The 22,538-nt window shown below is 26.4% G+C and carries 38 protein-coding genes; all 38 read right to left on the bottom strand.

All coding sequences use genetic code 11. From position 1 onward, the window contains the following. Positions 1-10: 10 nt before the first annotated feature. The gene (eno, locus tag G9C01_RS01625; protein ID WP_166265590.1) at positions 11-1,306 is read right to left on the bottom strand and encodes a phosphopyruvate hydratase; all 1,296 of its coding nucleotides are present in this window, start codon (positions 1,304-1,306) and stop codon (positions 11-13) included. Continuing rightward, entirely contained in the window at positions 1,306-1,734 is a 429-nt protein-coding gene (gene rplQ, locus G9C01_RS01620) for a 50S ribosomal protein L17 (protein WP_166265587.1), read from the bottom strand. The genes eno and rplQ overlap by 1 nt, the downstream gene beginning before the upstream one ends. Before the next feature lie 8 nt (positions 1,735-1,742). Continuing rightward, the gene (locus G9C01_RS01615) at positions 1,743-2,729 is read right to left on the bottom strand and encodes a DNA-directed RNA polymerase subunit alpha (protein ID WP_166265584.1); all 987 of its coding nucleotides are present in this window, start codon (positions 2,727-2,729) and stop codon (positions 1,743-1,745) included. A gap of 13 nt (positions 2,730-2,742) precedes the next feature. After that, positions 2,743-3,351 (bottom strand): 30S ribosomal protein S4, encoded by a 609-nt coding sequence (gene rpsD, locus G9C01_RS01610; RefSeq protein WP_166265581.1) that lies wholly within the window; start codon positions 3,349-3,351, stop codon positions 2,743-2,745. Positions 3,352-3,371: 20 nt separating this feature from the next. Then, on the bottom strand, positions 3,372-3,758 hold the full coding sequence (gene rpsK / locus G9C01_RS01605) for a 30S ribosomal protein S11 (protein WP_166265578.1): 387 nt from the start codon (positions 3,756-3,758) through the stop codon (positions 3,372-3,374). Between the two features lie 2 nt (positions 3,759-3,760). Continuing rightward, complete coding sequence (gene rpsM, locus G9C01_RS01600; protein WP_166265574.1) at positions 3,761-4,141, bottom strand: 30S ribosomal protein S13; 381 nt, start codon at positions 4,139-4,141, stop codon at positions 3,761-3,763. Positions 4,142-4,160: 19 nt separating this feature from the next. Then, positions 4,161-4,277 (bottom strand): 50S ribosomal protein L36, encoded by a 117-nt coding sequence (rpmJ, locus tag G9C01_RS01595; RefSeq protein ID WP_166265571.1) that lies wholly within the window; start codon positions 4,275-4,277, stop codon positions 4,161-4,163. 15 nt (positions 4,278-4,292) lie between these two features. Continuing rightward, on the bottom strand, positions 4,293-4,508 hold the full coding sequence (gene infA, locus G9C01_RS01590) for a translation initiation factor IF-1 (protein WP_014726678.1): 216 nt from the start codon (positions 4,506-4,508) through the stop codon (positions 4,293-4,295). Between the two features lie 48 nt (positions 4,509-4,556). Beyond that, positions 4,557-5,939, bottom strand: coding sequence for a preprotein translocase subunit SecY (gene secY, locus G9C01_RS01585; RefSeq protein ID WP_166265568.1), 1,383 nt, complete (start codon positions 5,937-5,939; stop codon positions 4,557-4,559). Between the two features lie 7 nt (positions 5,940-5,946). Then, positions 5,947-6,426, bottom strand: a complete 480-nt coding sequence (rplO, locus tag G9C01_RS01580) for a 50S ribosomal protein L15 (RefSeq protein WP_166265565.1) — start codon at positions 6,424-6,426, stop codon at positions 5,947-5,949. Continuing rightward, the gene (gene rpsE, locus G9C01_RS01575) at positions 6,419-6,928 is read right to left on the bottom strand and encodes a 30S ribosomal protein S5 (RefSeq protein WP_166265562.1); all 510 of its coding nucleotides are present in this window, start codon (positions 6,926-6,928) and stop codon (positions 6,419-6,421) included. The genes rplO and rpsE overlap by 8 nt, the downstream gene beginning before the upstream one ends. 3 nt (positions 6,929-6,931) lie before the next feature. Continuing rightward, positions 6,932-7,255: a 50S ribosomal protein L18 gene (rplR, locus tag G9C01_RS01570; protein WP_166265559.1), complete on the bottom strand. Its 324-nt coding sequence runs from the start codon at positions 7,253-7,255 to the stop codon at positions 6,932-6,934. 13 nt (positions 7,256-7,268) lie between these two features. Then, the gene (rplF, locus tag G9C01_RS01565; protein WP_166265556.1) at positions 7,269-7,814 is read right to left on the bottom strand and encodes a 50S ribosomal protein L6; all 546 of its coding nucleotides are present in this window, start codon (positions 7,812-7,814) and stop codon (positions 7,269-7,271) included. A gap of 15 nt (positions 7,815-7,829) precedes the next feature. Then, positions 7,830-8,207, bottom strand: coding sequence for a 30S ribosomal protein S8 (gene rpsH, locus G9C01_RS01560; RefSeq protein WP_166265553.1), 378 nt, complete (start codon positions 8,205-8,207; stop codon positions 7,830-7,832). Between the two features lie 14 nt (positions 8,208-8,221). Continuing rightward, positions 8,222-8,491 carry a 30S ribosomal protein S14 gene (gene rpsN / locus G9C01_RS01555; RefSeq protein ID WP_166265550.1) on the bottom strand — a complete coding sequence of 90 codons (270 nt, stop codon included), beginning with the start codon at positions 8,489-8,491 and terminating at the stop codon, positions 8,222-8,224. Next, positions 8,484-9,044, bottom strand: a complete 561-nt coding sequence (rplE, locus tag G9C01_RS01550) for a 50S ribosomal protein L5 (RefSeq protein ID WP_166265547.1) — start codon at positions 9,042-9,044, stop codon at positions 8,484-8,486. Before rplE ends, rpsN begins: the two co-directional genes overlap by 8 nt. A 5-nt stretch (positions 9,045-9,049) precedes the next feature. After that, complete coding sequence (rplX, locus tag G9C01_RS01545) at positions 9,050-9,268, bottom strand: 50S ribosomal protein L24 (protein ID WP_166265544.1); 219 nt, start codon at positions 9,266-9,268, stop codon at positions 9,050-9,052. 13 nt (positions 9,269-9,281) lie between these two features. Next, positions 9,282-9,653, bottom strand: a complete 372-nt coding sequence (gene rplN / locus G9C01_RS01540) for a 50S ribosomal protein L14 (protein ID WP_166265541.1) — start codon at positions 9,651-9,653, stop codon at positions 9,282-9,284. Further along, the gene (rpsQ, locus tag G9C01_RS01535; RefSeq protein WP_166265538.1) at positions 9,653-9,937 is read right to left on the bottom strand and encodes a 30S ribosomal protein S17; all 285 of its coding nucleotides are present in this window, start codon (positions 9,935-9,937) and stop codon (positions 9,653-9,655) included. The genes rplN and rpsQ overlap by 1 nt, the downstream gene beginning before the upstream one ends. Further along, positions 9,921-10,121: a 50S ribosomal protein L29 gene (gene rpmC / locus G9C01_RS01530; RefSeq protein ID WP_166265535.1), complete on the bottom strand. Its 201-nt coding sequence runs from the start codon at positions 10,119-10,121 to the stop codon at positions 9,921-9,923. Before rpmC ends, rpsQ begins: the two co-directional genes overlap by 17 nt. Next, positions 10,118-10,537 carry a 50S ribosomal protein L16 gene (gene rplP / locus G9C01_RS01525; protein ID WP_166265532.1) on the bottom strand — a complete coding sequence of 140 codons (420 nt, stop codon included), beginning with the start codon at positions 10,535-10,537 and terminating at the stop codon, positions 10,118-10,120. The genes rpmC and rplP overlap by 4 nt, the downstream gene beginning before the upstream one ends. Positions 10,538-10,545: 8 nt before the next feature. Continuing rightward, positions 10,546-11,250, bottom strand: a complete 705-nt coding sequence (gene rpsC, locus G9C01_RS01520) for a 30S ribosomal protein S3 (protein WP_166265529.1) — start codon at positions 11,248-11,250, stop codon at positions 10,546-10,548. Between the two features lie 8 nt (positions 11,251-11,258). Continuing rightward, on the bottom strand, positions 11,259-11,630 hold the full coding sequence (locus tag G9C01_RS01515) for a large ribosomal subunit protein uL22 (protein ID WP_166265526.1): 372 nt from the start codon (positions 11,628-11,630) through the stop codon (positions 11,259-11,261). A gap of 6 nt (positions 11,631-11,636) precedes the next feature. Then, positions 11,637-11,921 carry a 30S ribosomal protein S19 gene (rpsS, locus tag G9C01_RS01510; RefSeq protein ID WP_166265523.1) on the bottom strand — a complete coding sequence of 95 codons (285 nt, stop codon included), beginning with the start codon at positions 11,919-11,921 and terminating at the stop codon, positions 11,637-11,639. 13 nt (positions 11,922-11,934) lie between these two features. Continuing rightward, positions 11,935-12,759, bottom strand: coding sequence for a 50S ribosomal protein L2 (rplB, locus tag G9C01_RS01505; RefSeq protein WP_166265520.1), 825 nt, complete (start codon positions 12,757-12,759; stop codon positions 11,935-11,937). Then, complete coding sequence (gene rplW, locus G9C01_RS01500) at positions 12,759-13,049, bottom strand: 50S ribosomal protein L23 (RefSeq protein ID WP_166265517.1); 291 nt, start codon at positions 13,047-13,049, stop codon at positions 12,759-12,761. Before rplW ends, rplB begins: the two co-directional genes overlap by 1 nt. Before the next feature lie 4 nt (positions 13,050-13,053). Continuing rightward, positions 13,054-13,674 (bottom strand): 50S ribosomal protein L4, encoded by a 621-nt coding sequence (gene rplD, locus G9C01_RS01495; protein ID WP_166265514.1) that lies wholly within the window; start codon positions 13,672-13,674, stop codon positions 13,054-13,056. Next, the gene (gene rplC, locus G9C01_RS01490) at positions 13,665-14,297 is read right to left on the bottom strand and encodes a 50S ribosomal protein L3 (protein WP_166265511.1); all 633 of its coding nucleotides are present in this window, start codon (positions 14,295-14,297) and stop codon (positions 13,665-13,667) included. Before rplC ends, rplD begins: the two co-directional genes overlap by 10 nt. Positions 14,298-14,301: 4 nt before the next feature. Beyond that, on the bottom strand, positions 14,302-14,607 hold the full coding sequence (gene rpsJ / locus G9C01_RS01485; protein WP_012840772.1) for a 30S ribosomal protein S10: 306 nt from the start codon (positions 14,605-14,607) through the stop codon (positions 14,302-14,304). 23 nt (positions 14,608-14,630) lie between these two features. Then, on the bottom strand, positions 14,631-16,748 hold the full coding sequence (fusA, locus tag G9C01_RS01480) for an elongation factor G (RefSeq protein WP_166265508.1): 2,118 nt from the start codon (positions 16,746-16,748) through the stop codon (positions 14,631-14,633). A gap of 6 nt (positions 16,749-16,754) precedes the next feature. Further along, complete coding sequence (rpsG, locus tag G9C01_RS01475) at positions 16,755-17,231, bottom strand: 30S ribosomal protein S7 (RefSeq protein WP_166265505.1); 477 nt, start codon at positions 17,229-17,231, stop codon at positions 16,755-16,757. Between the two features lie 7 nt (positions 17,232-17,238). Beyond that, positions 17,239-17,616, bottom strand: coding sequence for a 30S ribosomal protein S12 (rpsL, locus tag G9C01_RS01470; protein WP_166265502.1), 378 nt, complete (start codon positions 17,614-17,616; stop codon positions 17,239-17,241). Positions 17,617-17,689: 73 nt separating this feature from the next. Next, positions 17,690-18,511, bottom strand: coding sequence for a type I methionyl aminopeptidase (gene map, locus G9C01_RS01465; RefSeq protein ID WP_166265499.1), 822 nt, complete (start codon positions 18,509-18,511; stop codon positions 17,690-17,692). A 7-nt stretch (positions 18,512-18,518) separates the two neighbouring features. Then, positions 18,519-20,063, bottom strand: coding sequence for a 2,3-bisphosphoglycerate-independent phosphoglycerate mutase (gene gpmI, locus G9C01_RS01460; protein ID WP_166265496.1), 1,545 nt, complete (start codon positions 20,061-20,063; stop codon positions 18,519-18,521). Between the two features lie 7 nt (positions 20,064-20,070). After that, entirely contained in the window at positions 20,071-20,889 is an 819-nt protein-coding gene (tsf, locus tag G9C01_RS01455) for a translation elongation factor Ts (protein ID WP_166265493.1), read from the bottom strand. Continuing rightward, positions 20,886-21,602, bottom strand: a complete 717-nt coding sequence (gene rpsB / locus G9C01_RS01450) for a 30S ribosomal protein S2 (RefSeq protein WP_166265490.1) — start codon at positions 21,600-21,602, stop codon at positions 20,886-20,888. The genes tsf and rpsB overlap by 4 nt, the downstream gene beginning before the upstream one ends. 23 nt (positions 21,603-21,625) lie before the next feature. Continuing rightward, positions 21,626-22,003: a 30S ribosomal protein S9 gene (rpsI, locus tag G9C01_RS01445; protein WP_166265487.1), complete on the bottom strand. Its 378-nt coding sequence runs from the start codon at positions 22,001-22,003 to the stop codon at positions 21,626-21,628. 4 nt (positions 22,004-22,007) lie between these two features. After that, positions 22,008-22,451 carry a 50S ribosomal protein L13 gene (gene rplM, locus G9C01_RS01440; RefSeq protein WP_166265484.1) on the bottom strand — a complete coding sequence of 148 codons (444 nt, stop codon included), beginning with the start codon at positions 22,449-22,451 and terminating at the stop codon, positions 22,008-22,010. Positions 22,452-22,538: the final 87 nt, after the last annotated feature.

Here is a 22,538-nt window from a genome sequence, read left to right as displayed (position 1 = left end):
ACATTAAATATCAATTCCATTTTGAATAAAAAGAATATTTACCAAGTGTATTTTCAATGCGTAGTAATTGATTATATTTTGAAATTCTTTCAGAACGACATAAAGAACCTGTTTTTATTTGTTCAATATTAAATGCAACAGCAAGATCCGATATAAAAGAATCTTCAGTATCTCCAGAACGATGGGATATTATATTTTTATATTTATTTTTTTTAGCTACATGAATTGTTTCAATTGTTTCTGTTAGCGTTCCTATTTGATTTATTTTAATTAAAATAGAATTTGCTACTTTTTTTTTGATTCCTTTATTTAATTTATTTACTTGTGTGACAAAAAGATCATCTCCTACCAATTGAATTTTATCTCCTATTTCATGAGTTAATAATTTCCATCCTTCCCAATCATCTTGATCCATTCCATCTTCAATAGATATAATTGGATACTTTTTTACCAAATAAGATAAATAACGAATATGTTCTTCTCTTGATTTTATATTTTTATCCTTTATTTTTTTTTCTGATTTTTCAAATATAGAATAATCATATTGATTATTTACACAAAATTCAGAAGCAGCACAATCTATAGCTATTGCTACCTGATCATAAGGCTCATAATTAGCTATATGTATAGCTTCCAATATATAATCTAATACATCTTCAATCCCATTAAAATTAGGTGAAAAACCTCCTTCATCACCTACATTTGTAGAAAAACCTTTTTTATTTAAAAGGTTTTTTAATTGATAAAATACTTTATGTCCTATTTGAAGTGCTTCCATAAAAGTATTTGCTTTAACAGGTACTATCATAAATTCTTGAAAAACTATAGAAGAAGTATTTGAATGCCTTCCTCCATTTACAATATTTATCAAAGGAATAGGAAGAAAACAAGTATAAACCCCTCCTATATATTTATAAAGAGGGATATTCAGTTCATTTGATGCGGCTCTTGCAACAGCTATAGATATAGCTAAAATAGCATTAGATCCTAATCTTTTTTTATTTACTGTCCCATCTAATTCTAGCATTAATTGATCAATATAAATTTGATCTAAAACTGATTTACCTATTAATTCAGGAGCAATAATATCATTTACATTTTGAACCGCTTTTAAAACTCCTTTTCCGAAAAAAATATTATCTTGATTGTCACGTAATTCAAAAGCTTCATTCTTTCCTTTTGATATTCCAGATGGAATAGAAGCACGTCCTAATATATTATTTTCTGTTATAATATCCACTTCTACAGTAGGATTTCCTCTTGAATCTAATATTTGTCTAGCTTGAATACTTTTAATTCTACTCATTATTCATTTTTTTTGTTTTTTTTTCTACTACGTCTTACGGATTTAATTTTCTTTTTAGAAGTATAAGTTTCGTTAAAATCTACCAATTCTATAAAAGAAAGAGGAGCTTGATCTCCAAAACGGAATCCAGTTTTTATTATTCTAGTATATCCACCAGGACGTTTACGAACTTTTTCAAATAGATCCTTAAACAATTCTAATACGGCTGTTTTATCTCTTAAATATGAAAAAACATTTCTCTTAGAATGGAGAGTATTCATTTTTGATTTTGTAATAATGGGTTCTACATATTTTTTCAAAGCTTTAGCTTTAGCTAAAGTAGTAAAAATTTTTTTTTTTTTTATAAGAGAAGATGCCATATTAGAAAGAAGAGATTTTCGATGTCCACATTTTCTTCCTAAATGATTATTTTTATTTCTATGATTCATCAGTTATTTTACAATTTGAATTCTTCTATATTCATCCCAAAATATAATCCTTTTTCTTTCATTTTACTTTCTAATTCATCTAAAGATTTTTTTCCAAAATTTCTCATTTTCAACATATTATTTTTATGACATTTTACTAAATCTGCTATAGTATTTATAGAAGCTGACTTTAAACAATTTTTTGTACGAACAGATAAATCCATATCACTTAATTTAGATTTTAATAATGTTTGCATTCGTATAAATTCTTCGTCATATTTTTTGCTTTTATTGATTTCTTTTTGTTTTTTTTCCCCTATTTTATCATAAGAAAAAATAGAAAAATACTGGATTAATATTTTTGAAGCTTCCATCAAAGCTAATTTTGGAGAAATAGATCCATCCGTTTGAATTTCCAATGAAAGATTTTCAAAATCAATTTTCTGTCCCACACGACAATTTTCTATTGTATATTTCACATTTTTAATAGGAGTATAAATAGAATCTATAGGAATAGTATCAATTGTATCTTCACTATTTTTATTTTCTTCTGCAGGAACATAACCTCTTCCTTCTTCAATCGTAAAACTTATTTCTAAAGAGATTGATTCATCTTTATTACAAATAATCAGTTCATCATTCAAAATTTGAAATCCAGAAATAAATTTATTTAAAATTTTTCCTGTTACTTGTTTTCCTTGATTTATACAAGCATTAACAGTTTCTTTACAAGTCCCTGAGATTTTTTGTTTAAAACGAATTTTTTTAAAATTTAAAACTATTTCAGTTACATCCTCTATTACACCTTCTATTGTAGAAAACTCATATTTCACCCCCTTAATTTTAATAGAAGTAACTGCAAATCCTTTTAAAGAACCTAATAAAACTCTTCTTAATGCATTTCCTAAAGTAATTCCATATCCAGGTTCTAAAGGTTTTAAATGAAAAATTCCTTTTTTATCTGAAAATTCAGATATTGTAATTCTATCAGGTTTTACAAAATCTAGAATAGACATACTACAATTGATTCTATTTTGAATATAATTCGACAATTAATTGTTCTTTAATGTTTTCAGGTATTTGTATCCTTTTTGGCATCATTCTAAATATACCAAACATATTTTTTTCATCCAATACTAACCATTCCACTAATGGCCCTATTTTATTTTGTATAGAATGTAATACTACAGGATGTTTTTTAGATTTTTCTTTTATTTCTATTTTATCTCCCGGTTTTAATCTAAAAGATGGAATATCTACCATTTTATTATTAACAATAACATGTCTATGAGAAACGATTTGACGAGCAGAAGATCGAGATGGAGCAAATTTTAATCTAAAAACGATATTGTCTAAACGACTTTCACATGCTTGTAATAATAATTCTCCAGTAATTCCTTTCTTTCTTGCTGCCTCCAAAAATAAACTTTCAAATTGTCGTTCCAATATACCATAAGTATATCTTGCTTTTTGCTTTTCTATTAATTGAATAAAATATTCCGAACGTTTTCCTCTACGACGATTACTTCCATGTTGACCTGAGGGATATTTTCTTCTTTCAAAATATTTATCTTCTCCATAAATACATTCTCCAAATCTTCTAGATATTTTAGTTTTAGGTCCTATATATTTTGCCATAATTTTTTTTTAGTAAAGGATCAAACTCTTCTTCTTTTAGGAGGACGACATCCGTTGTGAGGTAATGGAGTTATATCTTTGATCATTGTCACTACAATACCAGAATTGCTTAATGCTCGTATTGCCGCATCTCTTCCTGCTCCAGGGCCTTTTACTTTAACTTCCACTTTTTTTATGCCAGCATTTAAACCCTCTTTTGCTACATTTTCTGCTACCATTTGAGCCGCATATGGAGTATTTTTTTTTGATCCTTTAAAATTCATTTTTCCCGCAGAAGACCATGCAATAACATCGCCTTTTTTATTTGTTAAGGTTATAATTATATTATTAAAAGTAGCTTGAATATGAGCTTCTCCCATAATATCTACTACTACTGATTTTTTCCTACTTGATGATGATTTTACCATATTTATTTCGTAACTTTCTTCTTGTTTGCTACAGTTTTTTTCCTTCCTTTTCTTGTTCTACAATTATTCTTTGTTTTTTGTCCTCTCAATGGTAGCCCCTTTCTATGTCTAGTTCCTACATAACAACCGATATCCATCAATCGTTTAATATGAAATTGTATTTCAGATCTTAATTCTCCTTCGGTTTTTATATAATCAGATATATATTTTCTAACTTTACTGATATCGTCATCAGACCAATCTTCTATTTTTTTATTTTCATCGATTCCAACAGAATAAAGTATTTTTTTAGATAAACTTTTCCCTATTCCATATAAATAAGTAAGACCAATAACACCTCTTTTAGATCTTGGAAGATCTACTCCAGAAATTCTTACAGACATAAAATAAAAATAAATATATTTAACCTTGTTTTTGCTTAAATCTAGGATTTTTTTTGTTTATAATCCGAAGAATCCTTTTTCTCCTTACAATTTTACAATTATCGGTTCTTTTTTTTAAAGATGCTCTAACTTTCATAATGTATACAAATTTTTAATATCTATAAGTTATTCTTCCTCTTTCTAAATCATAAGAAGACATTTCTAATCTAACTTTATCTCCTGGTAATATTTTTATATAATGCATTCTCATCTTTCCGGATATATGAGCTTTAACTATACATCCATTTTCTAATTCCACACGGAACATTGCATTTGGAGATGACTCAATAATAGTTCCATCAACTTCAATATGCTTTTGCTTAGCCATATATATACATAATAAATAAATAATATAATAATATACAAAAAAAAATTATTATCTAGTATATCTACTACTACGATATTTCATCATCATCAATCCATCATAATGATAGTTTAATAAGTGTATGTTAACTTGTTGTGAAATATCCAAAATAACACCTACTATAATTAATAATGAAGTCCCTCCATAAAATAATGCAAAATTTTGAGTAAAACCCAAACGAAAAACTATAGAAGGTAATATAGCTATTATTGCTAATAAAATAGCTCCAGGTAATGTAATTCTTGACAAAATATCATCTATATATTCAGCTGTTTCTTTTCCAGGTTTAATTCTAGGAATATGTCCACCATTTCTTTTTAAATCATCAGCCATTTGATTAACTGGAATAGCTATAGCTGTATAAAAAAAAGTAAAAACTATAACTAATATAGAAATAGTGAAATTATACCATAATCCATAAATATCTTGAAAAAGATGAAAAAAATTTTTGATTTTAATATTTATTACATAATCGGAAAAAGTTAATGGAAATAACATAATAGCTTGAGAAAATATAATAGGCATAACACCAGCTGCTGTCATTTTTAATGGAATATATTGATGTTTTTTATGGATTAATTGAGAATCTAATCCTAAAGATTTGTAATGAGAAACATATTGTACAGGTATCTTTCTAATAGCTTGAATAATAATAACAGAAAATAAAATAACTAATAACCATAATAAAAATTCAAGAAATAAAATTATTAATCCTCCGTTTCCAATTTCTAGTTTGCTAAAAATTTCTTTACTGATAGCATCCGGAAAACGTGCTATGATTCCCGACATAATAATTAATGAAATTCCATTTCCTATTCCTTTATCCGTAATTTTATCACCCAACCACATAGTAAACAAAGTTCCTGAAGTTAAAATCATTATTCCTATAATCCAAAATAGACTTTTTCCATAAAAGGTATTTAAATCAATTAAATAAGCTGTTTTAGAAGAAGAAAAAGGAATAAATTGTTGAGTTAAAGAAATAAGATATACAGGTGCTTGAATTAAACATATACCTACAGTTAACCATCTAGTAATAAAACTAATTTGTTTTCTTCCACTTTCTCCATCTCTTTGTAATCTTTGTAAATAAGGAATAATTATACACATTAATTGTATTATAATAGATGCAGATATATAAGGCATAATACCTAAAGCCAAAACTGACGCACGATTAAAAGCTCCTCCTGTAAAAGAGGATAAAATTTGCATTAATCCTTTAGAACCTGAGCTGAATTTATCGATAAAATCACTAATTCCTAAAGGATTAATTCCCGGAATAGGAACATAAGCTCCAAAACGATATACTAATAATAAACCCAAAGTTATTATTATTTTTATTCGTAGCTCTTTTACATTCCAAATATTATAAAAAGCTGTTGTGAAATTATTCATAATAGTTTTATTGCATAAATATCGCTTCTCCTCCTACTTTTTTTATGCAAAATAAAGCTTTTTTACTAAATTGATATGCATGTATTTTCAATGAAGTATGAAGTTCTCCTCTTCCTAAAATTTTTATAAAATCATTTTTTTTAGCTAAATTTTTTTTTATAAAAAATTGTTTATTTATAACAAAATCTTTCTCTTTAGTCGTATGATTGATACAATTTTGAATTGTATCTAAATTAATTCCAATAATTTTTTTACTGTTGTTAAGATTTCTTTTAAATCCAAATTTAGGGATTCTTCTTTGAAGAGGCATTTGTCCTCCTTCAAATCCCTTTTTTTTAGAAAAGCCAGATCTAGATTTTGCCCCTTTATGTCCTCTACCACAAGTTCCTCCTTTTCCCGAACCTTGTCCTCTTCCTAATCTTAATTTTTTTTTTTTTGATCCATTATTTGGACGTAAATAACTAATATTCAAATAATTTTTATCCATTATGTACTTTTTTTATGGTAATTCCTCTATATTTTGCTATAATATGAACATCTCTCATACTACTTAATGCTTTAATAGTAGCTTTTATAACGTTATGATGATTAGAGGATCCTTTAGATTTGGATAAAACATTTCTTAATCCTGCAGCCTCAAGAACAGCTCTTAAAGGACCTCCGGCAATTATTCCTGTTCCATCAGAAGCTGGTTTAATAAGAATATGAGCTCCTCCATATTTTGCTTCTTGTTCATGAGGAATAGTTCCATTGGAAATACACACTTTACAAAGATTTCTCTTTGCTTGTTCTCCTGCTTTATGAATAGCATCAGGAGCTTCTTTAGATTTTCCAAAACCATATCCTACTATTCCATTTTCATTTCCTTTAATAACAATAGCACTAAAACTAAAATATCTCCTTCCTTTGGTTACTTTACATACTCTTGTTACCCCAACTAATTTTTCTTTTAATTCTAATCCTGTATATTTTATTTTTTTTTCAGACATATTTTAAAATTCTAATCCTACATCTCTAATTCCTTCAGCTAAAGATTTAATTCTACCATGATAAAAATATTTTCCTTTATCAAATACTAATTTTTTTATTTTCAATTTCTTTGCTCTATTTCCTAATAATTTTCCTACTTCATAAGCTAATTCTGTTTTATTTTTTTTATTTTTATGAAATTCTTTTTCTCTTGAAGAAGACGAAACTAAAGTAGTTCCTGATAAATCATTTATTATCTGAGCATATATTCCTTTATTACTTCTAAAAACGGAAATCCTAGGTCTACTTGAATTTCCAAAAATTTTTTGGAATTTTTTATTTTTCATTTTCAATAAATATTTAAGCAGATTTTCCAGTTTTTCTTCTTACTTCTTCTCCAAAATATCTTATTCCTTTTCCTTTGTAAGGTTCTGGAATTCTAAAAGATCTAATTTTTGCAGCCACTATTCCTAATAATTGTTTATCATAAGATTTTAAAATAATAATAGGATTTTTACCTTTTTCAAATTCTATTTTTATATCAATTTCTTCAGGAAGTTGTATCATAATATTATGAGAAAAACCTAAATTTAGGTCTAGAACTCTATTTTTATAAGAAGCTCTATATCCTATTCCTACTAATTCTAATTTTTTATGAAATCCTTGTGAAACCCCTATAATCATATTTCTAATCAAAACATTATATAATCCGTGTAGAGATTTATATTTTTTATCTTCTTTCTCTCTAATAATTGTTAATTGGTTTTGATTCAAATTAAATTGAAATCCTTTTAAAATTTTTTGACTCAAATTTCCTAAATTTCCTTTAACTAATACTTCGTTATCAATAATTTTTATGTTTACATTTTTAGGAATGAGAATAGGTTTTTTTCCAATTCTAGACATTTTTTAATTATTTTATCAATATACATAACATAATATTTCTCCTCCTATTTTTTTCTTTCTTGCTTGTTTATCTGTAATAATTCCACTAGAAGTAGAAATTATAGCAATTCCTAATCCATTTAATACTCTAGGAATATTTTTACATTTACAATATTTTCTTAGTCCTGGTTTACTAATTCTAATAATTTTTTGAATAACAGAAGTTTTTTCTTTATAATACTTCAAAGCTATTTTAATTATTTTATTTTCTATTTTATAATCTAAAATGTATCCATTTTCCAATAAAACACAAATAATTTCTTTTTTCATTTTAGAAAATGGAACTTTTAGAAGTTTATGTTTTGCTAAACTAGCATTTCTAATTCTAGTTAAAAAATCAGCAATCACATCCATAATCTATATTTTTTCTACCAACTTGCTTTTTTTACTCCTGGAATAAATCCTTGAGAAACTAAATTTCTAAAAACAATACGAGATACTCCAAATTGACGCATATATCCTCGACATCTACCAGTTATGGTGCATCTATTTCTTAAACGAACAGGAGACGCATCTCTAGGTAATTTTTGTAAAAGTTCATAATTTCCAGCCTTTTTTAAGGCTTTCCTTTTATTCGCATATTTTAAAACTATTTTTTCTCTTTTCTTTTGTCTCGCTTTAACAGATTCTTTAGCCATTTTTATTTTTTTTAAAAGGTATTCCAAATAAAGATAAAAGACTTTTAGCTTCTTCATTTTTTTTTGCAGAAGTAACAAATGTAATATTCATACCCATATTTTTCTTAATTTTATCAATATTTATTTCAGGATAAATAACTTGTTCTACAATTCCCATGTTATAATTACCATGATTGTCAAAACTACTTTTTTTTACTCCATTAAAATCCCTTACTCTAGGTAAAGAAACAACAATAAGTCTTTCTAAAAATTCATACATTTTTGTTCTTCTTAAAGTGACTTTTACACCTATAGGCATTCCTTTTCTAAGTTTAAATCCTGATTCATCATGTCTAGAATAACAGAAAATAGCCTTCTGTCCTGTAATATATGTTATTTCGTTCATAGAATAATCTATAATTTTTTTATCTGAAACGTAAGAACCTACTCCTTGATGAATTACTATTTTTTTTAGTTTGGGAACTTCCATAATAGAATTATATCCAAATTTTTTTTTTAAAATGGAAACTATTTTTTCTTTATAAAGTTTTTGTAATTTAGATTGATAAATCATTTTTTTCAAATTCTTTTCAAATTAGATAAATGTATAGGCGCTTCTTTTTCTATAATTCCTCCTTTAGGTTTTTTTGAAGTAGGTTTAGTATGTTTTTTAATCATATTGATTCCACTTATAATCGCTTTGTTTTTTTTTGGAAAAATTTTTACAATTATCCCTTCAGAACCTTTATGGTTTCCTGATAAAATTAACACTTTATCTTCTTTTTTTATTTTCTTCATATAAAAATATTTTTTACAAAACTTCTTGTGCTAAAGAAATAATTTTCATATATTCTTTTTCTCTAAGTTCTCTTGCGACAGGTCCAAAAACTCTTGTTCCCATTATTTCCCCAGAAGGGTTAATTAATACACAGGCATTATCATCAAAGCTTATATAAGATCCATCTTTTCTTCTTGTTCTATTTTTTGTTCTGATAACCACAGCTTTACAAACTTGTCCTTTTTTAACTGTACTACCTCCAGGAACGGATATTTTAACTGTAATTACAACAGTATCACCTAATGAAGCGTATCTTTTTTTAGATCCCCCTAAAACTCTAATAATTAAAGCCTCTTTAGCTCCTGTATTATCTGATACTTTACACCTAGATTCTTGTTGTAACATTATTTTTCATATTTTTCCAATATAGAAACTAATCTCCAACATTTTCTTTTGCTTATAGGACGTGTTTCCATAATGCTGACTTGATCTCCATTTTTAGATATATTTTCCTCATCATGAACCATATATTTTTTATTTTTTGTAATACTTTTTCCATAATATTTATGTTTTACCTTCTTCATTTCATATACTACAATAGTTTTATTCATTTTATCACTTATAACAGTTCCTTGTCTCTGTTTACGAAGATTTCGAATTTTTTTTTCACATTTATGTTCTTTTATCATTGATTTTTTTATTATATTTAGTTTTTAATTGAGCAATATTTCTCCTAAGAAATCTAATTTTCATAGGATTTTTAAGCGTTTTAATATGATGATGAAATTTCATATTTTGATAATTTCTTTTTTCCTTATCAATTTTTTTTATCAAATCATGAATCGTAAAATTTTTTACATCTAAACTATTCATAATTTTATTTCATTAGAAAAAATAAATTTCATTTTTATAGGAAGTTTCTGAGCTGCTAATCTTAAAGCTTCTTTGGCTACATTCATTTCTACTCCATTTACCTCAAATAAAATTCTACCAGGTTTAACTACAGATACCCAAAATTCAACAGGTCCTTTTCCTTTTCCCATACGTACTTCTTGTGGCTTTTTTGTAGCTGGTTTATCGGGAAAAATATTAATCCATAATTGTCCTTCTCTTTTCATATATCTTGTAGCAGCAATTCTTGCTGCTTCTAATTGTCTAGAAGTAATCCAAGCGCCTTCTAAAGCTTTAATACCGTATAATCCTCTGGAAAGAAGAATTCCTTTTTTAGCATTTCCACGGATTCTTCCTTTTTGTTTTTTTTTATATTTTGTTTTTTTGGGTTGTAACATTTAATAATTCATTTATTTTTTTTTCTATTAAAATGATGAAATTTATGAGCTTTTTGTTTTTTTTGAATTTCTAGTAAAGGAGACAATTCTCTTTTTCCATATATTTCTCCTTTCATTATCCACACTTTAATTCCTATACTTCCATAAACAGTATGAGCAACCGACATATGATAATCTACATCAGCACGAAAAGTTCCAAGAGAGATCCTTCCTTCTTTATAAGTTTCACATCTAGCCATTTCTGATCCATTAAGTCTCCCAGAAATTTGAATTCTTATACCTTGAGCATTCATTCTTATAGCAGAAAGAATAGATAATTTTATTGCTTTTTTATAAGAAATACGATTTTCTAGTTGTCTTACCAATCCCTTGGCAACTAATGGAGCATCTAATTCAGGACGTTTAACTTCAGAAATATTAATTTGAACTTCTTTTTTGGTAAGTTTTTTTAATTCTTTTCTTACTGTATCTACTTCATCTCCTCTTTTTCCTATAACAAGAGCGGGTCTAGATGTTCTTATTGTTATTGTTATAAATTTTAAAGTTCTTTCTATAAAAATGCGAGAAACTATTCCTTTTGGAAATCTTGCTTCTATATATCTTCTTACTTTAAAATCTTCTTGTATTCTATCTTTATAATTGTTACACCAACTAGACTGCCATCCTGTTATAATTCCAAGACGATTAACTATCGGATTTGTTTTTTGTCCCATAAAAATAATTATGTTTCTTTTTTTTGATCTAAAAAAACTATAATGTTACTTGATCTTTTTCTTATTCTATGTCCTCTTCCTTGAGGAACAGGTCGTAATCTCTTTAAAGTTTTACCTTGATTAACTCTAATTTCTTTTATATATAAAAATTCTTTTTTTTTAGAAGAAGACTGATTATATTTTTTTTCCCAATTAGATAATAAAGAAAGAAGTAATTTTTTGAAAATAAGAGAAATTCTTTTTTTTCTGCTATAAGTTAGTAAATCTAAAGCTTTAAATATTTCTTGTTTTCGTATTAAATTTGCTATCAATCTCATTTTTCTAGGAGAATTTCTTATTCCATTTAAAGAAGCGGAAACTACATTAGTCTCTTGTTCCATATTCTCCTAATTTTTTATTTTCAATTTATTTTTAGATCCAGCATGTCCTCTAAAAGTACGAGTAGGAGCAAATTCTCCAAGTTTATGACCTATCATGTTTTCTGTAATATATACAGTAATAAATTGCCTTCCATTGTGAACAGCAAAAGTTTGTCCTACAAAATCAGGCAAAATAGTAGAAGGTCTAGACCAAGTTTTAATTATGGTTTTTTTATCTAGTTTAATATTATTTAATACTTTCTTATATAGTTTTTGAGATACATATGGTCCTTTTTTTAAAGATCTTGCCATAATTATGAAATTATTACTTTTTTCTTCTTTGTAAAATATATTTATCAGAATACCGCTTTTTAGAACGAGTTCTAAATCCTTTAGCTGGTTGTCCTTTTCTATTTCGAGGTATTCCGCCAGAAGCTTTTCCCTCTCCCCCTCCCATAGGATGATCTACAGGATTCATAGCTACTCCTCGTGTTCTAGGTCTTTTTCCTATATGTCTTTTCTTTCCAGCTTTTCCATATATTTCTAACTGATGGTCAGGATTCGAAATAACACCAATGGTAGCCATACAGTTTATCATTATCATCCTAATTTCACCGGAAGGAAGTTTAATTGTTGCATATTTTTCATCTTTTGCAATCAATTGAGCAAAAGATCCTGCACTTCTTGCTATTTTAGCACCTTGTCCAGGTCTTAGTTCTATACAGGATATATTAGTTCCTAAAGGAATATCACTTAAAAAAGTAGAATTCCCTATGTTAAAAGGTACATTTTTACCGGAAATTACTTTTTGTCCAACCTTAAATCCTTCCATTGCAACAATATATTTTTTTTCTCCATCTTCATAATGAAGTAAGGAAATAAAAGAAGATCGATTTGGATCATATTCTATAGATTTTACAATTGCATAAATTCTAAATTTTTTTCTTTTAAAATCTATTATTCTATATTTTTTTTTATGACCACCTCCAAAATAACGCATAGTCATACGACCTACATTATTTCTTCCTCCAGACTTACATTTTCCTCTTACTAAAGTTTTTTCGGAATTATCATTTGTGAGTTGATGAAAAGAATTTACAATTCTAAAACGTTGACCGGGTGTTACAGGTTTTAATTTCTTGATTGACATTAAATTTCTTTTTGATTTAAAAAATCAATTTTTTGATTTTCATAAAATTGAACAACAACTTTTTTTATTTTATTAGTTTTTCCATAAAGAAATCCTTTTTTTGTATACTTAGATTTATCTTTTCTAGGATAAATCATAGTTCTAATTTTCTTTATAGAAAATCCCAATAATTTTTTGATCTCTTTTTTTATTTGAATTTTATCACAATTTATATTCACAGAAAAAACATAACAATTATATTTTTCTCCTCGATAAGATTTTTCTGTAATAAAAGGTTTGATCAAAATCATATTTTCAAAAATTGAAAAATTTTTTTATAGAATTTTCAGAAAAAATAATATATGGAAAATTCATCAATGAGAAACAATCTAATTCATTTACGTTTAATAATCTAAAATTTTTCAAATTTCTAGAAGATAAATACAAATTTTTATTTGTTTTTTCAATTATCATTAATGACTTTTTATTTTCTAATTGCAAAGATTTCAATAAATTTAAAAAAAATTTAGTTTTTGGAACATCTAATTTTAGATTTTCTATAATCAAAATTTTATTTTGAATTAATTTTTGTTCAATGATAAATTTTTTAACTATATTTTTAGTACGTTTGTTTAATTTTATTAAATATTTCCTTGGTTTAGGACCAAAAACTCTTCCTCCTCCTCTGAAAATAGGATTTTTTATATCACCTTTTCTAGAACCTCCAGTTCCTTTTTGTCTATGTAATTTTCTAGTACTTCCAGATAATTCTCCTCTTTCTTTAGTTTTATGTGTTCCTTGACGTTGAGCTAACAAATATCTTTTAATTTCTAAATATATAGAATGATTGTAAGATTTTTTTAAAAAAACATTATCACGAAATTCTATTTTTTTATCAGTATAATTTCCTTTTATGTCTAAAATTTTTAATTCCATTCTTTTTTTTGAATCATTAAATATGAATTTTTATTTCCTGGAACTGCCCCTTTTAAAATCATAATATTATGATTAATGTCTATTTTCAATATTTTTATATTTTTGATGGTAACACTTTTATTTCCCATTCTTCCAGCCATTTTTTTTCCTTTAAAAACACGTGATGGATCAGATCCAGCTCCTATTGATCCTGGAGCTCTTAAACGATTATGTTGTCCATGAGTTCTTTCCCCCACTCCTGAAAAATTATGTCTCTTAATTACACCTTGAAAACCTTTTCCTTTAGAAATTCCTTTTACATTAACTAATTCTCCTTCTTTAAAAAAATCTATATTAATTAAATTTCCTAAAATAAAATCAGATACTTTATTTACTTTAAATTCCAATAATTTTTTCTTGGGTGACAATCCTGCTTTTTTAAAATGATTTAACAAAGATTTATTAATTTTCTGAATTTTTTGATCATCTATCCCCAATTGAATAGAAGAATAACCATCATTTTCTATTGTTTTTATTTGAACAATATAGCAAGGTCCAGCTTGTACAAGTGTACATGGTACATTTTCTCCATTCTTTAAAAAGATACTAGTCATTCCTATATTTTTTCCTATTAATCCTACCATATTTTTATACTTTTATTTCTGCTTCCACTCCACTAGGCAATTCTAATTTCATTAATGCATCTACTGTTTTAGATGAAGCATTATGAATTTGCAATAGTCTTTTATGAGTTGGTAGAAAAAACTGTTCTCTTGATTTTTTATTCACATGAGGAGAACGTAATACCGTAAATATTTTTTTTTCAGTAGGCAAAGGAACTGGACCATTCAATACTACTCCCGTAGGGAGTACAGAATTTACAATTCTTTCGGCCGATTTATCTAATAAATTATAATCATATGATTTTAATTTAATTTTTATATCATGACCCATAGTATATTAATTTTTTTCTACTATTATTTTTTTATTTTTTTGTTTTGATTTTTATTTTCTATAATATTATTTATAACATTTTCAGGAACCGTTTCATAATGAGAAAATTCCATAATAGAAGTTCCTCTACCAGAAGAAAGGGTTCGTAATACAGTAACATATCCAAACATTTCTGATAATGGAACTAAAGCTTGAATTACTTTTATATTATTTTTACTATTCATATCTTGTACAATCCCTCGTCTACGATTTAAATCTCCTATTACATCTCCCATATTTTCTTCTGGAATTAAAATTTCCAATTTCATAATTGGTTCTAACAAAACAGGTTTAGCTTTTTTAGCCGCTTTCCTAAAACCTAATTTACCGGCTAATTCAAAAGATAATTGATCAGAATCAACAGAATGATAAGATCCATCTAAAATAGTAACTTTAGCACTATCAATTTCGTATCCAGATAAAGGACCATTTTTCATCATTTCTCTAAATCCTTTTTCTATAGAAGGAATATATTCTTTTGGAATATTTCCTCCTTTTATTTTATTAATAAAATCTAAACCAGATTTACCTATGTTTCCGGGTTCTAATCTAAATAATATATCAGCATATTTTCCTCTACCTCCTGTTTGTTTTTTATAAATTTCTCTATGTTCCACTAAATCCGTTAGAGCTTCTTTGTATTCTACTTGAGGTTTTCCCTGATTAACTTCAACTTTAAATTCTCGTTTCATTCTATCTACTATTATCTCCAAATGAAGTTCTCCCATTCCAGAAATAATGGTTTGACCTGTATAATTATCCGTTCTAACTTGAAAAGTAGGATCTTCTTCCATTAATTTAGATAATGCCAAACTCATTTTATCTATATCTGATTTATATTTAGGTTCAATAGCTAATCCAATTACTGGATCAGGAAATAATATTTTTTCCAATAAAATTGGATATTTTTCATCACATAAAGTATCTCCTGTTTTAATATTTTTAAATCCTACTACAGCTGCTATATCTCCAGCTCCAATTTTATCAATTGGATTTTGCTTATTTGCATGCATTTGATATATTCTAGAAATACGTTCTTTATTCCCTGACCTTGCATTAAAACTATAAGAACCTGATTTTATTTTTCCAGAATAAACTCTGAAAAAAGCTAATCTACCTACGAAAGGATCACTTGCTATTTTGAAGGCTAAAGCCGAAAAAGGCTCATTTTCACTAGGTTTTCTTTTTTCTTTTTTCTGACTAATAGGATTAATTCCTACTATATCTTTGACTTCAAGAGGAGAAGGCAAATATCTACATATAGCATCTAATATGGTTTGAACTCCTTTATTTTTAAAAGAAGAGCCACATAAAATTGGAATTACTTTCATTTTTATAGTATTTTTTCTTAAAGAAAAAATAATATCTTCTTGTGAAAGAGAAGAAGAATTTTTATTTCCATATAAAAATTTTTCCATTATTATATCATCATGTTCAGATAATGTTTCAAGTAGTTGATTTCTATAATCATTTACTATATTTTTCATATTATCTGGAATAGGAATTTTTTGATAAGTCATTCCATAATCTTTTTCATCCCAAATAATAGCTTGATTAGATATCAAATCTATGACTCCCTTGAAATCGTCTCCTATTCCAATAGGAACTTGAATAGGAACTGAATTTGCTCCTAGAATCTTTCGTATTTGATAACAAACATTGAAAAAATCAGCACCTTGTCTATCCATTTTGTTCACAAAAGCTATTCTAGGAATCGAATATTTATCTGCTTGTCTCCATACAGTCTCAGATTGAGGTTCTACTCCATCTACAGCACTAAATAAAACAATCATGCCATCCAAAATTCTCATGGATCTTTCCACTTCTACAGTAAAATCAACATGACCTGGAGTATCTATAATATTGATTTGATATCTTTTTTCATTATATATCCATTCACAACATGTTGCAGCAGAAGTTATGGTAATTCCACGTTCCTGTTCTTGTTGCATCCAATCCATAGTAGCAGCTCCATCATGAACCTCTCCTATTTTATGATTTATACCTGTATAAAATAAAATTCTTTCTGTAGTAGTGGTTTTTCCCGCATCAATATGTGCTGCTATTCCTATATTTCTTGTATACCTCAAATCTTTTGCCATAAATAACTAGAATCTAAAATGCGAAAAAGCTTTATTTGCCTCAGCCATTTTGTGAATATTATCTTTTCTTTTCACAGCTTCACCTTGTTCTCGAAATGCATCCCATGTTTCATAAGCTAATTTATGAGCCATTGTTTTTTCATTTCTAACAGAAGCACAAGATATTAATAATTTCATTGCTTTTGTTATTTTACTATTAGAAGAAACAGGAACGGGAACTTGAATGTTAGATCCTCCCATACGACGGCTTCTAACTTCTACATGAGGCATCACATTTTTTAATCCCTCTTTCCATATTTCTAATGCAGATTTTTCTTCTTTATCCTTTATAATATCTATTTTTTCCATAGCATTATAAAATATACTATAAGCTATATTTTTTTTACCATTTTTCATCAAATGATTTACAAAACGTGTAACTAAAGAATCATGAAATTTAGGATCTGGAAAATATATTTTTTCTTTTTTTCTAACTTTTCTCATTAATATTTTAATCTTTTTTAGTTATTTTAGCTCCATATTTACTTCTACTTTTTTTTCTACCATTCACTCCAGCTGTATCTCTAGCTCCTCGCACTATTTTATATTTTACGCCTGGTAAATCCTTTACCCTTCCTCCTTTTACTAATACTATTGAATGCTCTTGAAGATTATGTCCTTCTCCTGTAATATAACTAATTACTTCTCTTCCATTTGTAAAACGAACACGAGCTACTTTTCGCATGGCAGAATTTGGTTTTTTCGGTGTAGTAGTATAAACTCTAGTACATACTCCTCTTTTTTGGGGACAAAATTCTAAAGCTATAGATTTTCGTTTTTTACAAATGGGGACTCTTCCTTTTCTAATTAATTGCTGTATGGTAGGCATATTCTATATTTAAAATGCAAATTATGTTATTTAACAATAAGTTACAAAACTTAAAATTAATGAATATTAAATATTATGTAATATGAATTTTTTTATTTTGAAAAAAATCTTCTTCTAATGATTTAATATTAAGTTCTTTATATATATATTGAAAAGTTGAGAGTAAACAAGGTAATCCATCTACAATAGCTACATTGTGTTCATAATGAGCTGAATTTTTTTTATCTAGTGTAGTCACCGTCCATCCATCTTTATGAAAAACAATTTTAGATGAGCCAATATTTACCATTGGTTCTATGGAAAGAACTAATCCTTCTTCCAACTTAAGTCCTTCTCCCTTTTTTCCGAAATTTGGAATTTTAGGATCTTCATGCATATTTTTACCTAATCCATGACCTACAAGATCTTTTACTACATTATATCCATTTTTTTCAATAAAAGATTGGATTGAATAACCTATATCTCCGATATTATTTCCATATTTACAATTAGATATTCCAATATAAAGAGATTTTTTAGAACAATCTAAAAATTTTTTTGTATTATAAGACACTTCACCTACTTCAAAAGTATAAGCATGTTCTCCATAAAAATTATTCATATAAACACCACAATCTATAGATAGTATATCTCCTTCACATAAAGGATCTGGATTTGGGATTCCATGTACAACTTGATTATTTGGAGAAACACATAAAGTGTTTGGAAAATTATATAATCCTAAAAAAGCTGGAATTCCATTATGATCACGAATAAAACTTTCTGCTAATTTATCAAGATAAAGGGTATTTACTCCTGGTTTTATTTCTTTAGCTAACATTCCTAATGTTTTAGAAGCTAAAAAGGCACTTTTTTTTATTAATATTATTTCTTCAATAGTTTTCAAGTGTATCAAAATATTGTTATTTTTTATATTTTCTAATCATAGAAGTTCCACTCATAATTTTAGGAATAGGAAGATCCATTAATTGTAAAATAGTAGGTGCTACATCTGATAAAACTCCTTTTTTTCTTAAAAAAATATTTTGTTTTTTTATATCTTTTCCTAAAAGAATAAAAGGAACTAATGATGTAGTATGTGCTGTATGAGGACTTCCGTCTGAATTTATCATGTATTCTGCATTTCCATGATCTCCTACTATGATTACTGTATATGAATTTTTTATAGCTTCTTCAGAACAAGATTTAACACATTGATCAACAAATTCACACGCTTTTATTGTTTCTTTCATTTTTCCGGTGTGTCCTACCATATCTGGATTTGCAAAATTCATACAAATAAAATCTGATTGTTTATTATTTAATTCAGGAATAATTTTATTTACTATATTTTCTGCACTCATTTCAGGTTTTAAATCATAAGTAGCAACTTTAGGAGATTCACATAAAATTCTTATTTCTCTATCAAAAGGTGTTTCTTTTCCTCCTGAGAAAAAAAAAGTTACATGTGGATATTTTTCTGTTTCGGCTATACGTATTTGTTGTTTTCCTTCTTTTTCTAAAATATCTCCTAAAGTATTCGATAAATATTCTTTTTCAAAAAGAACATGAATTCCTTTATATTTAGAACTAAAATTAGTCATAGTTATATAAGACAAATTTAATTTTTTAGTTTTTGAAAAAATAGTATTTTTTTCTGTAAAAAGTTCTGTTATTTGTCTAGAACGATCAGGACGAAAATTAAAACAAAAAACAACATCTTTATTCTTTATTTTTGAAATAGGAACTTCATTTTCATCAACAATTATTAAAGGAGATAAAAATTCATCTGTTATTCCATTATTATAAAATTTCTCTATGGTTGAAAGAACATTTTTAGTATAAATTCCTTTTGAATAAACCATTGCATCGTACGCTTTTTTAGTTCTTTCCCATCTCTGATCTCGATCCATCGAATAATATCTTCCCATAACAGTAGATAATTTTCCAACATATTGTTTATTTATATTTAAAAGTTTTTTTATATAAAAAATACTCTTTTTTGGAGAAGTATCTCTTCCATCTGTGAAAGCATGTATAAAAACATCTTTTATTTTTTTTTTATGAGCTATTTTTAATAAATAAAAAAGATGATTTATATGAGAATGAACACCTCCATCAGATAACAATCCAATAAAATGAATTCTCTTTTTAGAAAGAGAGATTTTATCAAAAAAAATATTTATTCTTTTTAGAAATGAATTATCTTCTATAGAAGTATTAATTTTTTCTAAACTTTGAATAATTTTACGTCCAGATCCCAAATTGATGTGACCAACTTCAGAATTACCCATTTGTCCTTTAGGTAATCCAACATCATATCCAGATGCTTTTAATTTACTACAAGGATAATTTTGATAACAAAAATCAATAAATGGAGTATAAGCTCGTTCTATTGCAGAAGAATAATAATTTTTAGAAGAAGAAAGGCCCCAACCATCCATAATTATTAATATTAATCTTTTCATTAAATTCTTAAATATTTATTCTTTTAAATATATTTATTTTTATATTTTTATCGTATTTATCTAAATATTTTTGAACAGATATTTCATTATTTTTTATAAATTTCTGATTCAAAAGGGTATTTTCCGATAAAAATTTTTCAATTTTACCTTGTAACATTCTTTTTTTTATAACATCAGATTTATTTTTTTTTTGTATTTGATTTTCAAAAATTTCAATTTCTTCGTTTATTAATGATCTAGGAATTTTTTCTTTATTAATAGCTATAGGATTCATAGCGGTTATATGCATAGCTATATTCTTAGCTACAGATATATCATTTATTTTATTTGAAAAACCTACTAATGTTGCTATTTTATTAGTATGATGAGTATAATTTATCACAAATGGAGCATTAATTTTTTCAAAAATTTTTAATTCTAATTTTTCTCCTACAATTCCCATTTGATTTATAATCATTTTTTGTATAGTTTCATATTTATCATACGAACTATGTAAAAAATCAATTTTATTATTAAATAATAATGAATGTTTAGAAAGTATGGATAAAAAATATAAAAATTCAGAACTTTTGGATAGAAAATCGGTTTCACAACTAATTCCTATGATTGTTCCACAAGAATAATTAGAATTAATAGAAGAAAGAAGAGCACCATCTTTCATATGAAATGAAGAACGGGTCACTGCTATTTTTTCTCCTTTTTTTCTTAAAGTTCGGATAGCATCATCGATATTTCCTTTAGAATAAATCAATGCTTTTTTACAATCCATAACTCCAATTCCTGTTATTTTTCTAAGTTCATTAATTTTATGAATGGAAATTTTCATAATTTTTTATTTTTATCTTCACGTTCATTTTTATGAATGGAAATTCCATGTTGAATAGCTTTTGATATAAATTTTAAAATAATATCTATAGACTTGGAAGAGTCATCATTAGAAGGAATCGGATATTGAATATCGTTAGGATTTGTGTTAGTATCTACCATAGCAAAAATGGGTATTTTTAATTTTTTAGCTTCAGTTAAAGCTATTTTTTCCTTATTAGGATCCACTAAAAAAACCCCACCTGGTATATGATTCATGTTTGAAATACTTCCTAAATTTTTATATAGTTTGGTGTATAAACGATCAATTAATAATCTTTCTTTTTTAGACAAGGTATCAAAAGTTCCGTTTTTTTTCATTTTTTCTATATTATTCATTTTTTTTACAGACTTACGAATTGTTGTAAAATTAGTGAGTAACCCTCCTAACCATCTTTCTGTTATGCAAGGCATATTTATACTTTTTGCATAATAGCATACCTTTTCTCTAGCTTGAGCTTTTGTCCCTACCAATAATATTTTTTTTCCATTTATTACTATTTTTTTTAAAACATGGCAAGCTTCCTCTAATTTTAAAATTGTTTTTGTTAAATCTATAATATGAATTCCTCCCTTTTTCATAAAAATAAAAGGACGCATATTAGGATTCCATTTTCGTGCAATATGTCCAAAATGAACTCCAGCTTTCAATAAATCTTGAGTATTGATTTTCATTATGTTTTTGTTAATTTAATATTCTAACGTTTTGAAAATTGATATTTTTTTCTGGCCTTTTTTTGCCCAAATTTTTTTCTTTCTACTTCTCTTGAATCACGTGTTAACAATCCTTCAGACTTTAGTTGACTTCTATTTTTTATATCAAGTTGACAAAGTGCACGAGATATAGCAAGACGAATTGCTTCTGCTTGTCCATTAAATCCACCACCAAAAACTTTGATATTTATATCAAATTGATTTAATTTTTTTACTATTTCAATAGGATATAAAATTTTTTTGTGAAGATATTTCGGAAAATATTGATCTAATTCTTTAGAATTTATAGTAATTAATCCATTTCCTACTTTTAAATATATACGTGCAAGAGATCTTTTTCTTCTTCCTATAGTATGTATCATAATTTTATAATTTTAATAAAATAGGTTTTTGGGCTTTATGTTTATGTTCAGATTTTGGATATACATGTAAATTTTTTAATATCAATCGCCCTAAACGATTTTTAGGTAACATTCCTTTAACTGATTTATATATTATATTTCTTGAATCTCTATTAAATAAATTTTGAATAGAAATTGTTTTTTTTCCACCAGGATAACCTGTATAATAAATATATTTTTTATCATTCCATTTTTTTCCAGTAAGTTTAATTTTGTCAGAATTAATAACGATGACATGATCTCCACAATTTACGTGTGGAGAAAAAAAAGGTTTGTGTTTCCCCATTATAATATGAACAACTGTAGTGGATAAACGACCCAAAATTTGACTTGTTGCATCTATTATGATCCAAGATTGTATTACGTTATTTTTTTTAGCTGAAATCGTTTTAAAACTCAAAAAATCCATATTATTTTATTTAGTTTGATTAATATAAGAAATTTAAAAATTTTAATGAATGACTTTTTGTCATAAAAAAAATTTTTTATAAAAGCT

The sequence above is a fragment of the Blattabacterium sp. DPU genome (genome assembly GCF_011290385.1).
Classification (GTDB): Bacteria; Bacteroidota; Bacteroidia; order Flavobacteriales; family Blattabacteriaceae; genus Blattabacterium.
Note: the sequence above shows the minus strand (reverse complement) of the source record. Positions and strands in the feature narration are given on the sequence as shown.